Here is a 12,663-nt window from a genome sequence, read left to right on the forward strand (position 1 = left end):
TCGGTAATGCGGTTTACGGAAAAGAGCCTCACCCTTGGCGTCGACAGCTTGAGCCTCTTTGAGTATCTCGGTCACTTCAAGTGGACCACCAAAGCGATGGTGGATGTTGCCGCGCAGGCATCCGTCAGCCAGGACATACGGGTGGCTTTGGGACTGGTCGAAAACCTCTTTGTCGCAAAATTCTTCTCCTACGATCCAAAAGACGACTACGAACGAGAGGTCACGAAAGGCAACTCGGCGACATTTGAGCGTCCGCTCTATCTGACACGATCTTGCTACGAGTTCCTCGCCAACCCCTATCTCAAGGCCCAGAGTGAAAACCTTAGTGGCCCCGAGCGGGCGATCGATGGGGAGTTGGCCGATCGGTCGCTACCCGTCTTTGAGCAAATCGTGATCGACCAGCCGTTTAACCTCAGCAATGCACGATGGTTGCAAGGTACGATCCAGACAAACGCCCATTTGAAAGGTCGGCTCGCCCCTGGCCTCATACAACCTGCTGAGGTCATGGACAGCGACGAGGACGGCGAGTACGACGACGATCCTCACTATCGGTTCCTGGCGCTTCATCGCATCAAGGTAGTCGTCAACGACGAAGGCCTTGTCAGGAATGTCGCGGCAGACAAGGACGATGCCCCACGCGACGCGGAGCGGGGTGCCAGCCGGTATGATGGTGTCAATCTGTTCGCTATCTCCTATCAAAGCCGCTCCTATGATCATGATTGCCTGATCGAGGTCAGCCGATCCTTCGAAAGCGATGGTTCACTTTGGCGACTGAGCGTCGAAGTCAAATGCGACGCAGATATTCGCGAGTTCAGACCATCCGAGTGCACATTGCTTCAATCAACATTGACGACAGTCATAGGGGCCGATCTTATTCGGTTGGCCTATTTGGCGGTCGAACTTGAAAATCCGCCTTCTATAGAATGCTCCATCCGATTTACCTCCGGAAGTCTCGGTGGGCTCAGGGAGTCCATGGACCGCCTGTCGAAATCTGACGGCTTCTGGAAGCCGATCCCGGAAGAGCAGCGCAATCTGTTCCACATTGCCGTAACCTAGCGGGCAATCCCCAGAGGCTTGTTTGTCCGAAGCGTAGCAAGCTGTTAGGGGACGCTCTGGAACTCGACGGCAATCTCTCAGGCCGAGGAGTGTGCACGCTGATTGAGCGGAAGCACCAGTTCCGTCCGAGTCTCGTTCTCGCGTCTCCGTCTTTCGCCTTTCGGATCATCAACCGGCAGCATGAGCCTATGGGAGTTCTCTGTTGAATCTATCGGTAGAGTAGACGGTGACTTTGTTTCTGAAGGCTATCGTTGGAAGGTGACGTGGATGGTGCCGCTCTCAGCCGTTTCGGCTTTAACTGAGTAGCCAGCTTCGAGGCCGCGCAGATCGTCCCACAGGCGGATGCCGCGCCCGAGCAAAATCGGCGTGATAGCAACATGAAGGCGATCGACAAGGCCGGCCTTGAGATAGTCGCGGACGACGGTAGGACCGCCGCCTATCCTCACATCCTTGCCATTTGCGACCCTTACCGCCTGCTGGAGCGCATCCACCGATGTGCTATTGAGGAAGTGGAAAGTGGTGCCACCGGCCATCTCTATGGAGGGTCGTGGGTTGCGGGTGAGGACAAAGACCGGAACCTGGAAGGGCGGCTCGTCGCCCCACCAGCCACGCCAGTTCGGATCGTCGGGAAAGTTGTGGAGCCCGAACATTCCAGCGCCCATAATCTCGGCACCCACATTCTCGAAATATTCCGTCGCGTATTCGTCGTCCACACCTGTGGTCCCTGCTCCCGTGGTGTCCTTGAACACGCGCTCACGAAACGTTCGTGTTGCAACATATGCGCCGACGAGACGCGGCCAGTCCTCGCCGAACGGGGCTTCGAGCGTCTGGTCCGTCGTTGTCGCGAAACCATCTAGCGAGATCATGAGATCGACACGAACTACCACCGGGGTCCTCCTTGCGCGCGAATGCACCATAACCGCCCCAATGCCCGGGGCTAACCCTAAGGTAAGTGCCTTTATATTCGCAGTCCCATACTAAGGCAAGTGCCTTTTTTAGCCTTGACGGGAGCACCCGCCCACTTTACGGACGCACATGCCTTACCATTCAAATCCGCTCGACCTCGCCTTTCACGCTCTCAGCGACCCGACCCGCCGCGCTGTGGTGTCGCGGCTCGTCGAGGGCGAGTTGCCCGTCAGCACCCTCGCCGAGCCTTTCGACATGGCCCTGCCCTCCTTCGCCCAGCATCTCAAGGTACTGGAAGATTGCGGGCTGATCGTCAGCCAGAAGCGCGGGCGCAGCCGATGGTGCCGGTTGGTGCAGGCGCGCTTCGATGAGGCGGCGGACTGGATGGAAGCAGAGCGCCGGCGCTGGGCCGAGCGGTTGGGTCGACTGGAAACCTACCTGGACAAAACCGAAGAGGATGACGAAGGATATGGCAAACCTGTTTGAGACATGGACGCTTGACCGCGAAATCGTGCTGGTGAAGCTGCTCAACCATCGACGCGAGAAGGTCTTTGCCGCCTGGATGGATCCCAAGGCACTTTCCGAATGGTACGGCCCGGCCGGCCTCAGTATCGAGACCCACGAAGCCGATATTCGCGAGGGCGGGGTCTGGCGGTTCGATATGGTGGGCATATTCGAGGGCCAGCAGCAGCGCTTTCCAAACCTCATGCGCTTTCTGCAGATCGTGCCGAACGAGAGGATCGTCATGGACTATGGCACGCGTGATCCTGACGATCCCGACCGTTTCCGCGTCACGGTGACCTTTGATGAACAGGCCGACGGCAAGACTGTGCTGACCATGCGCCAGCTCCACCCCAGCGCTAAGCGGCGTCAAGAGGTCATCGGCTTCGGTGCGGTCGAATACGGGCTGCAGACGCTGGATAGTCTTGCAGCCTGGCTGGACGGCTGAGCAGTTGCCTATAGTGCCGTGCGCCTATGCATTCTCCGTGTTTCAAATCTCGCCGGTACTGGTATGGGCGTCCTTTAACTCCGATGCCGCCCCAAACAAAACGGTTACGTCTACCGTGGCCCTGGTTGTTGGAGACGGCAACCTCGCGGGTGCCGGAGTTCATCGGTCATTGATGTTCGGCATGATGTGAAACTCGTTCCGAAGAGCTGAGCCGATAATTACATCGCGGCTTCCAATCGGCATCGCCGATGGCAGCCTCGGGCCGACAGGTGACAAACTATGATATTTTTGGACTGCCCATTTCGGGCGAAGAGGCGGGAGGTGTGGCGGAGACTTGGCCATGGACACTGCTATTATTCGTACTCGCCCAGCCACGGGCATGGGCGAGGGCCTCTACAAGCAGCTTGATTTATCAAACCGTGGCCGGTTGTGTCCTGCTTGTATAGGCTCTGAGTTTGGCTATCACGGGCTCCGGACTTGTTGCGGGCTTCGGTACGCTCGGATGCCTTTTGCTTGGCTCGGCTCTGTTGTTGCCGGGGCTGCTTGCCATAAGCTTAGCCTTGACCGAGCGGATGTCCCGAGCGGCGCTCACCCAGTGGTTCTGGGCCGACACGCGCCTACAGGTTCCCGGCCTGTCGCTTGCACTGATGGCACTGCTTCTCGCGCTATCGGCGAATATCGGCGTCGACACCATGGTTTCAAGCTTCCGGCTCACCTTCCTCGGCTGGCTGGACCAACGCCTGGCAGCAGAACTCTGCGTTACCGCCAAGGATGAGGACGAGGCCAAGCGACTTCGAGAATGGCTTCCCCGATATTCAATGGCAGTTCTGCCGATCTGGAGTGTCGAAGGAAATGTTCTGGGTCAGCATCTTCAAATCTTTGGAGTAGCTAACGATCCGACCTATCGAGACCACTGGCCGTTCATCGTTGCGGATCGCGAAGCATGGGACGAGGTTGCTTCGGGGGAAGGTGCTCTGATCAATGAGCAGATGTGGAGACGTGGCGCTGCTTCGCTGGGGAAGACCATCCGAATGCCCGGCGACTGGGACGCCACCGTCGCTGGTGTCTACTCAGACTACGGCAATCCCAAAGGGCAGGTGATCATCGGCATAGCCTCTCTGGTGACGCACTACCCTGATGTCTCGAAGCTTCGTTACGGGATACGCGTCCCACCCGAGCAGGCTTCAAGCCTCAGCCAGCGGCTCGTCACGGAATTTGGTCTGGCGGAAACGGCTATCATCGACCAAGCTTCCCTCAAACGACAATCGAGAGCCGTCTTCGAGCAAACCTTCACCGCAACCGGAGCCCTCAACGTCTTGACGTTGGCCATCGCAGGCTTCGCGATGTTCTCAAGTCTGCTGACGCTTTCAGGTATTCGCCTTCCACAACTCGCACCACTCAGGGCAATGGGAGTCAGACGGCGCGATCTCGCACTCTACGAAGTTGTCCGCACATTGGCACTGTGGCTCGCCACCTTTGTCGCGGCCATTCCTGTCGGACTCGGCCTGGCCTGGGTATTGCTGGCGATTGTCAATGTCGAGGCATTCGGTTGGCGGCTGCCAATGACTGTGTTTCCGTTAGACTGGCTGTGGTTGGGGGCGGTAGCTCTTCTGGCGGCGATTCTGTCGGTTCTCATACCGGTCCGGCGTCTGGCAACCATCAACCCAGCCGACTTGCTGAGGATTTTTGCCGATGAACGCTAAAACACTGCTGGTCGCTTTAATTGCCCTATCGATGACGGTGTCAACCGGGCATAGCCAGTCTCAAGGGTTTGCCGGGCTTGGCTCGGATGCCAAAGGCTTTGCGATGCCCGAGCGAGGCCACCCCTTAGCATTCCCATCCGATCACGGCGCTCATTCGGATTACCGTATCGAATGGTGGTATGTGACAGCCAACCTGCAAGGCGAGGACGGTAAGCGGTACGGGGCACAGTGGACGCTGTTCCGGTCAGCTCTGGGTCCTGGTGTTGCTCAAGGTTTCGCGGACCCGAAGATTTGGCTCGGCCACGCCGCCATAACCACAGAAAACCACCAGTATGTCGCAGAGCGTCTGGCCACAGGAGGCGTCGGGCAGGCAAATGTCACGACCGAACCGTTCGACGGACGATGAAGAGCATCGCACGTGCAGGGGCCGACGAACTCGATGAACTCCTTCTGACCGCGAACGGGCAAGATTTCGGCTACAGCTTGAACTTGAGGTCGACTGGCCCAGTGGTGCTTCAAGGAGATCGCGGGTTCTCCGTGAAATCCTCGAGCGGGCAAGCCTCCTACTACTATTCGCAACCCTTCTACCAGGTGAAGGGCGCGATCAAGGTAGCGGGAGCTAATGTCGCAGTGAGCGGGCAAGCCTGGCTCGACAGAGAGTGGTCTTCCCAGCCACTCGCCGCCAATCAGACGGGCTGGGACTGGTTTTCGCTGCACTTCGATACGGGCGAAAAACTGATGGCATTCAGGCTGCGCGATGACAAAGAGGGTTTCATCTCGGCGAACTGGATTGCGGCTGATGGCAAGTCGACGCTGTTGTCGAAGGAGGACATTCATCTGGAACCTGTACGACAAGCCAAGGTCGACGGGCGAGACATGCCGGTGGCTTGGCGTATCCAGATTCCGGGAAGGTCACTGGACATCACAACCCGACCGTTGTTCGATCAGGCTTGGATGAGCACCAGCACGCCGTATTGGGAAGGGCCGATTGCGTTCCAAGGCTGCGTGTCAGGCGTCGGTTACCTGGAAATGACCGGGAATTAAGTCGGGCGCTGGGTTGGCAGGTTCCAGACCGGGATCGCGTTTCAGGGGGGTGGGATACCGGCTTCGTTTTTGAATTGGGCCATTGTCGCCCCGATGAAGCCACCTGGCTCGCGTACTACCTGCGATTAAAAGTGATGTGATCCCCTTTTGGCGCAAACCTGCGGTTTTCCCGTTACGGTTTACGCCCTCGGCCCCGACCCGACGACTGTCGTGATTCCTTCGCCGAATCCGAAAAACCTGGAGGTTTGCTTTTTACCCAGGCAACGAATGTCTGCACCGCAGGGTCTTCAAGGATGGCCTCGATCGTGGAGTACTTCTTGGCGAGTTGGGCATCAGTAAAAATCGCATGTATCTGGTTGTGGCAGATACGGTGCATGCAAACGGTTTTCTTGCCACCTTTGCTCTTGGGGACGAGATGATGCTCGTCTTTCTGATCATCCGGGATCACGCGCTCGCACATCGGACAAAGCACTGGCTCTGGCACCGCCACGTCCCATGAAGCCATTTCATCTCTGTTCTTGCGGCCCATCGATTCATCATTCTAAGCGCTACCGGCCTTACGTCCATTTTGCTTGGATCGATACAGGCCCTTGTACCCCGCAGATATCGCTTCTCTTCAGGCGGAGCAATGCTGTTCTAAAGCCGTGGCATGATCCGATATTGTCGCCGAAGATGAATAAGCGAGGCGATCGCGTTTCTGCGCGACGACGGCCATCGGCCCTAAACCGAGAACACGGGCGACCACAGTCACATTCGAAACGACGCCCTGTACTCGCGCGGGGTCATGCCCCGAATGGAGCGGAACTGGCGATTGAAGTTGGCGAGACTGTCGTAGCCGACATCCGCGGCGATGTGGGCGATCGGTTGGGTGCTCCCGGACAGCTTGGCGCAGGCGTCGCCGATCCGAAGCGCGGTCACATAGGCTGACACGGTCGTGTTGGTGTGTTTGGTGAACATGCGGTGCAATCCGGATTCGCTCAACGCGGCGAGCTCGGCGAGGTTGTTCATGCGGACCGGACGCACATAGTTCTGGTGCAGATGCTGAAGCACCCGGTCGACACGCGATCGGCTCTTCGTCGTGAGTGGCGGGGCTGCTGACGCGAGCTGCTGGATATCTTTCCATCTTGCCAGATCGAGCAGGATTTCCAGGGCGGACAGCAGGAGGCCACTCGGCTTCGACTCCAGCGTCCGTTTGAAACGTTTGGCAATGGAGTACCCAGCATCGGTGCCGACGACAGGCCCGTTGCCGCCCGGGCGAAGAGTGTGCGGACCGGGGAGAGTTCCACCGCGCTGCCGACGAAGGTGTCGATCCATTCCTGTCGGAACCAGAGCACCAGGGCGACGTGAGGCTGGTCCTCCTTGATCTTCGACCTGGACGACCAGGTGTGCGGGAGATTGGGGCCGACAAGCACCAGGTCGCCATCGTCATATTCGCCGACATGATCTCCAATGAACCGCTGTCCTCGAGAGTTCAGCGTGAGTGTCAGCTCGTATTCGGGATGATGATGCCATTCGAAGGGAATGGCGGCGTCGAGGCGGCGATCCAGGGTCACCAGAGACGAGTCCGGCGATGTCGGCAGTTTCTCCAGATACGGTCTCGACACGCACATGTTTCTCCATGAAGGCCAGAATAGTACCAGTATTTGCCGGGACTCGACAACATGGAGGTCGGGAGATTGCTACGGTCAGTCCATTACCTGATGACCAGGAAGACTTAGATGGGAGAATATCATGCAAGCAGCACAGACCATGGCGCGCGACAGCCATCCCACCACCACAGCCGCGATCCAGCTCAAGGATATCGTCAAGAAGCTCCCGCTCCGGGTTCTCTCAAAGGAGGATTGGCAGCACTGGATCACCAAGGGATATGTCATTGTCCGTCAGGCGGTGCCTGCGGCAAATGTGGAGCGCCTTGTCGAGCTGCTCTGGCGATTTGACGAGAAGGACCCGAACGATCAGTCAACCTGGTACGCGCCGCAGCGCCGCGAGCACAAAATGAAGGAATTGAACAACACCGGGATGCTGGAAATCTACAACCACCAGTATCTCTGGGACAATCGAATGGAAGGCCGCATCTACGATGCATTCGTCGACATCTGGGATCGCGAGGAACTCTGGGTCACCATCGACCGTGCCAATCTCAACCCGCCCAAGAAGGTGAAGGGCACTCCGAACGGATTCATCTATTGGGACGTCGATACCTCGATCCGGCCGCTGCCTATCGGCGTCCAGGGCGTGCTGAGCCTCAAGAAACAAGACGGCAATGTAGGAGGCTTTCAGTGCGTGCCGAGTCTCTTCGAGCATTTCGAGAAATGGGAGAGGACCCAGCCTGAAGATCGCGACCCGATGCACCCCGACATGGCGGGCCAGAGCACTGTCAACATCGACATGGAGCCCGGTGACCTGATGATCTTTAACTCATTGCTCGCCCATGGCGTCAGGCCGAACCATTCCGACGACAGGGTCCGAATGGCCCAATATGTCTCCATGCATCCGGCGGAGTTCGACAATGAAGCGGAACGCCAGGAGCGCATTCGGCTTTGGCGTGAACTCGATTATCCACAACGTGATGCCTTTCCCGGCGATCCGCGGGAATGGGAGAAGAAGAATACCTCCACCGCCAAACTCACCGACCTCGGTGAAAGGCTCCTCGGCCTGAAACCTTGGTGAAATTAACCGACAGCCAGTCTCCCGGAGCCGATCGCGAGCGATGCGGTCGGCTTTTCCATCGGCGGTTCGGCGAAGGGGCGGATGTCTGGGGCATGGGTCAATTCGTGTTTGAAAGTGGCATCTTGAGCTATCTGGTCAGGGCCGACATTGCCATGTTGCTCGGCAACAAAGAAGTCACTGGCGGCCGCAAATCCCCAAGCGAGCGCCACCGGCATCAACGTTTAGAAGGGGTTTGCTGTATGCGCCCAACGGTCGACACTGCCTATTGGGCTGTGCCTGCTGGCGCTGCTTCGTCAGATTGCGGATCGCAGGAGGCGGCGTAATGTTCCGCAGTCTCCGCAATGCCAACATTCCTGGTTGGCAAGCAATCCCGCTTGGGAGAAGCGCCTGGTTCAACCATTTCAGCTTGCGGTGGAGGCGTTACATCAACGAGGTCAGCAGCAGCCCCACTCGTGGCGATCAAGGCAATAATCCAGACGGCTGGGCCAACAATTCGATTCATGATCTAACCTGGTGTCCTTGCGGTTTCAATTTTTACTGGCGGTCCACCACCAGCGAGTAGGCCATTGCCTGCGTTTCAAAGGCCGTCGCTGGGCTTTCCAGTTAAAGATTGAGTTACGAGGCTTTCAATAGTTCCACCGACTGATCTGACGACCTGGACGGAGTACTCACGGTCCGGTGCAAATGCGACCTGCGACCGTTTTTACGACAGCGATACGCAGGCCACGATTTTTGTTGCCGAATACGACAAGAGCATGGCATGCAAAGATTGTAGTAGAGGTCGGTTTCGACTGAGCGGTGCAGTTGGATATGGCTAATGAGAAAATCAGACCACGACTGACGCCGTGACGCACCAGAGGCTGACTTGACCGCAACCAAGACTTCTATGGTGTCCGATCGAACGGCGTACAGGACTCCACGCCTTCCTCGTCGTGCTTCAGTTCGGAATCTCTGTGAACATGAATGACGTACTTTTGCATGATCAAGATTACCTCCGCGCCGTCAACAAGATCTGTTGGGGGTGCTGATCGCAATGTGGCGCCACTGCGTTCCGCAACATATGTATCTTTCCGGAACCAAGTCATTCGCTAACGATTAGGAGACGTATCACAAGGTTCAGGGGAACACGAATGATGAGAAATGTACTTTCGATGATCGCCATTTCGCTCGTGATGGTGTCCGTGCCGGCGCTAGCTGCTTCGCTTGAGCCCATCCCCGGAAGCATCACGTATAAGGGGCAGCCACGAACGAAACTGACCAAGTCTCCAATCGGAAGCACGTTCAATCACTACTTCACGGTCGGAGGATACGACTATGCCGAGACCTATCGAATCCTACCAGACCGTTCCTTGGAAATTATTTCTCGCCGCCGAAGTGACATGTTTAATTTTGGCGGACGCGGACGATAGGCCGCGCCGAGCGATCGCCAAATGTTGCCCTTAGATATGCAACCACTCATCTACTGTTCAGTTTGCCGCTTTGGGAGGCGGCCATGAAAGATCCTCTCATGTCTAATGACGTGAATGCATCGATCATGACGGGACTTGCGAGTTTGGCGCACCTGTTCGTTGAACGCGCGTCGCGTTCCTCCTGCGGTTCTCGACACGCCGGACAAAGGACTACCAACCATTGAAACAACAACGCGAGTTTTAATCGATCATCCGTTTTAGGCCGAATCATCTCGCTAATTCAATAGATTAGCAAAAAATGCGTAATGTGAATTATGGAACTTTTGGCTTATGTTCGCTAGGCAAGGCCTCTCGCTTTACACGCAGGATGAACAGGTCCTCCGGGTCAAGCAGTCGATGATCCGCATCGCCCGCAAGAGGATCCTCCTCGTGGACGAAAGCAAGTTCCATTTTTCGGCGCTGAACCACGTTGCCGATCTCTCGGTGTTCGACGTCGTTATTATCCCCCAGACTGTCGATGAACGGATCATCCAATACCTACAGCAGAACGGGATAAACCTCGAACTCGTCTAGCTAGGGCTTTTTTAGCTTTGCCTGTTCCAGAGACCAGTATTCCATATCGAAAAGATCGCTCTCGCTGATTGGCGTGAAGCGACCATAGTCCTCAGCCGCATTGATGGCCCGGGTCGCCTGTTCACAAAGATCGCCACCGATTTTGGCAGTCTTCTCATTGATGCCAAGTGCCAGCATTCCCTGGCCTCGCACGATGATGACGCGCGGATAGGCATCGAGAATGGTCTTAGGTTCATCCGCACGGTCGGCATTGCGCTGAAAATACTCTCTGTAGCGCTGCGCGTATGCCGCCAACGCGCTTTCAATCCGTTCTACATCAGCATCGGCGTCGACGATCAACGGCCACGGCTTGATGCGGATGACATGGTCAGGCGTTACCGTTCCGCGAAGGGTGACTTCCTCGACGTCGTCGCGGCTGACGTAGCGTTGGATCGCTGGTGTCGAGCGATAATCCAAAGATAGCCCTTTGGCGAACGGTGATCCTGCGCGGGACAGAGCCTCGACTAGGTGAGTTTCAAGGACCGGATCCAGCCTCGCCGCATTCCCCTGTGGCCCCGACAGAACAACCCCTTTCCGGCTGAGCTCCTCTTCCGCCACCGTGACGAATTCGATCATAAGGTCATAAGAGCGGCGGGCGGTTTCCGCGAAGGTGAAGAGACCATGGTTTTCGAGCCATAGTCCTTCGCAACCAGGATTTGCGCGATTAATCTTATCACCTTCGATGGAGAGATCGAAACCCGGCATGACGTAGGGCACAAAAGCCACCCTGCCTCCGTAGATACGCTTGACGGTTTCGCGCATGTCGGGTTGGTCCGCGAGTGCCAGGATGGCCGTGGCGTGGGTATGATCGACGAAGGCAAAAGGCAGGAACGCGTGCAACAATGCTTCAACTGAAGGATTCGGTGCATTCGGGTCAATCAGGCTTGAACGAAGCAAAGCCACCATCTCCGGATCGGAAAGTCTTTTGCCGTCGCGGATGGCAAGCAATGGCTGTAGTCGGACAGCGGGAAGCCCTGGTGCTTCGATCGTATCGAGGTCCCAGCCGCTCCCCTTGATGTGCATCAGGTCGGAACCGTCCTTGCCCCTCACCTTTACGGATGTGTTGCCGCCGCCGTGCAAAACGAGATCGGGGTCGCCACCGATGATGCGCGAGGTATAGATGCGAAGGCCAAGGGCTTCGCTATGCCCGGCAGCTAGCGCTGCATCCACATATCGTTGTGCATCGTTGTCGTTCCAGCGGCTTTGCATCGTGAGATCCATTTCTGTTCGAATAGAAGCGGGCGGCCGCGGATTGCGGCCGCCCGGTAGTCAGGCTGTGAGATCAGAAATCGAAATTACCAATATTGTCCTTGGTGAAGACGGTGCGCTCGGGAAGCAGGATAATGCCGTTACCATCAGCCTCGTAGTCATAGCCCTGCACCTTGTTGGCCGAGACTTCGACGGTTCCAACACCCGGGATATCGAGCTTGTCGCCGACTTTCATCGGGCCGTTCTTCAGAACATGATCCGCCACAAAAACCGAGATCTTGCCCTGCTGGGTCACATCCCAGAGTCCAAAGCGCTTTATGGTGCCGCGTTCGATATAGGGGCGCATGACGTTCGGCGTCGAGAAGCCAACGATAGTAACGCCATCAGCACGCTTCAGGTTTTCGGCAGCCTGGGCTGCAGCTGGAAGTGCATTTGCGTCAGGCGCGATGATCGCGTCGAGATCCGGATAGGTCTGCAGAATGCTTTCGGCCGTCTGCAGTGACTTCTGGGCGTCGTTGTAACCATACTGGGTCGTGACGATTTCCCAGCCGGGATGCTCCTTGGATATTTTCGCCTTGGCAGCTTCCGCCCAGGCGTTCTGGTCGGTGACGGTGGGGCTTGAATAGAAGAATGCGACCTTGGCTTTCTCCTTGGTTACACCTTCGGATGCCATGTCGACCAACAGACCGCCGAGCTGGTCAGGCGTACCCTGATTGATGTAGTAGCTGCGGCAATCCGGGTTGACGTCGCTATCCCAGGTCATGACCAGAACGCCGCGTTCCATGGCGCGCTTCAGGGCGGGGCACAGGCCATCCGGAGAGACAGACGACACGATGATCGCATTGTAACCCTGATTGACGTAGTTGTTAATGAACTGCACCTGGCCGGAGACGCTGGGCTCGGTCGGGCCGTCGTAGGTCACCTTTGCGCCGACCTCCTCGCCCGCTTTGACTGCGCCCGCACCGCCACTGGTAAAGAAGCCGACACCGACAAGTTTGGGGATAAAGGCGATCTGGGATTCCGCCTGCGCTGTTCCTGATGCCAGCACCGTGCCGGCAAGAAGGCCTGCTGCCAATACCGTGGATTTCATGATGGTCTTGATCAT

12 protein-coding genes and 2 pseudogenes are annotated in these 12,663 nt (G+C 57.1%); 8 read left to right on the forward strand and 6 right to left on the reverse strand.

The features are described 5' to 3' along the window. Positions 1-6: 6 nt before the first annotated feature. Positions 7-1,056: a hypothetical protein gene (locus tag QO002_RS26390; RefSeq protein WP_307235576.1), complete on the forward strand. Its 1,050-nt coding sequence runs from the start codon at positions 7-9 to the stop codon at positions 1,054-1,056. A 245-nt stretch (positions 1,057-1,301) separates the two neighbouring features. Here the strand turns inward: QO002_RS26390 and QO002_RS26395 are convergent, their stop codons facing one another. Next, positions 1,302-1,943, reverse strand: coding sequence for a dihydrofolate reductase family protein (locus QO002_RS26395; protein ID WP_307235578.1), 642 nt, complete (start codon positions 1,941-1,943; stop codon positions 1,302-1,304). 148 nt (positions 1,944-2,091) lie between these two features. Here QO002_RS26395 and QO002_RS26400 point away from each other — a divergent pair, with 148 nt between their 5' ends. The 4 genes and pseudogenes from QO002_RS26400 to QO002_RS26415 all read left to right on the forward strand — a co-directional run bounded on the left by QO002_RS26400 (position 2,092) and on the right by QO002_RS26415 (position 5,658). Further along, positions 2,092-2,448, forward strand: a complete 357-nt coding sequence (locus tag QO002_RS26400; protein WP_307235580.1) for an ArsR/SmtB family transcription factor — start codon at positions 2,092-2,094, stop codon at positions 2,446-2,448. Further along, positions 2,432-2,911 (forward strand): SRPBCC family protein, encoded by a 480-nt coding sequence (locus QO002_RS26405; protein ID WP_307235582.1) that lies wholly within the window; start codon positions 2,432-2,434, stop codon positions 2,909-2,911. Before QO002_RS26400 ends, QO002_RS26405 begins: the two co-directional genes overlap by 17 nt. Before the next feature lie 362 nt (positions 2,912-3,273). Continuing rightward, a pseudogene (locus QO002_RS26410) lies at positions 3,274-4,614 on the forward strand (ABC transporter permease); the annotation flags it as partial. Continuing rightward, positions 4,604-5,658, forward strand: a pseudogene (locus QO002_RS26415) (lipocalin-like domain-containing protein). The pseudogenes QO002_RS26410 and QO002_RS26415, both read left to right, overlap by 11 nt. A 172-nt stretch (positions 5,659-5,830) precedes the next feature. Here QO002_RS26415 and QO002_RS26420 read toward each other — a convergent pair. Continuing rightward, the gene (locus QO002_RS26420) at positions 5,831-6,187 is read right to left on the reverse strand and encodes an HNH endonuclease (protein ID WP_307235584.1); all 357 of its coding nucleotides are present in this window, start codon (positions 6,185-6,187) and stop codon (positions 5,831-5,833) included. Positions 6,188-6,405: 218 nt separating this feature from the next. Then, positions 6,406-6,972 carry a helix-turn-helix domain-containing protein gene (locus tag QO002_RS26425; RefSeq protein ID WP_307235586.1) on the reverse strand — a complete coding sequence of 189 codons (567 nt, stop codon included), beginning with the start codon at positions 6,970-6,972 and terminating at the stop codon, positions 6,406-6,408. A gap of 417 nt (positions 6,973-7,389) precedes the next feature. On the opposite strand from QO002_RS26425, the gene QO002_RS26430 reads away from it, so the two are divergent. Then, a complete protein-coding gene (locus QO002_RS26430) occupies positions 7,390-8,328 on the forward strand; it encodes a phytanoyl-CoA dioxygenase family protein (RefSeq protein WP_307235588.1) in 939 nt (312 codons plus the stop codon). Between the two features lie 2 nt (positions 8,329-8,330). Here the strand turns inward: QO002_RS26430 and QO002_RS26435 are convergent, their stop codons facing one another. Further along, complete coding sequence (locus tag QO002_RS26435; RefSeq protein WP_307235590.1) at positions 8,331-8,543, reverse strand: hypothetical protein; 213 nt, start codon at positions 8,541-8,543, stop codon at positions 8,331-8,333. A gap of 918 nt (positions 8,544-9,461) precedes the next feature. Here QO002_RS26435 and QO002_RS26440 point away from each other — a divergent pair. Both QO002_RS26440 and QO002_RS26445 read left to right on the forward strand, forming a co-directional pair. Next, positions 9,462-9,737 (forward strand): hypothetical protein, encoded by a 276-nt coding sequence (locus tag QO002_RS26440; RefSeq protein WP_307236258.1) that lies wholly within the window; start codon positions 9,462-9,464, stop codon positions 9,735-9,737. A gap of 330 nt (positions 9,738-10,067) precedes the next feature. Further along, a complete protein-coding gene (locus QO002_RS26445) occupies positions 10,068-10,310 on the forward strand; it encodes a DeoR/GlpR family DNA-binding transcription regulator (RefSeq protein WP_307235592.1) in 243 nt (80 codons plus the stop codon). Here the strand turns inward: QO002_RS26445 and QO002_RS26450 are convergent, their stop codons facing one another. Beyond that, positions 10,311-11,558: a class II aldolase gene (locus tag QO002_RS26450; protein ID WP_307235594.1), complete on the reverse strand. Its 1,248-nt coding sequence runs from the start codon at positions 11,556-11,558 to the stop codon at positions 10,311-10,313. A 73-nt stretch (positions 11,559-11,631) separates the two neighbouring features. Continuing rightward, positions 11,632-12,663, reverse strand: a complete 1,032-nt coding sequence (lsrB, locus tag QO002_RS26455) for an autoinducer 2 ABC transporter substrate-binding protein LsrB (protein ID WP_307235596.1) — start codon at positions 12,661-12,663, stop codon at positions 11,632-11,634.

Source organism: Pararhizobium capsulatum DSM 1112 (genome assembly GCF_030814475.1).
Taxonomy (GTDB): domain Bacteria; phylum Pseudomonadota; class Alphaproteobacteria; order Rhizobiales; family Rhizobiaceae; genus Pararhizobium; species Pararhizobium capsulatum.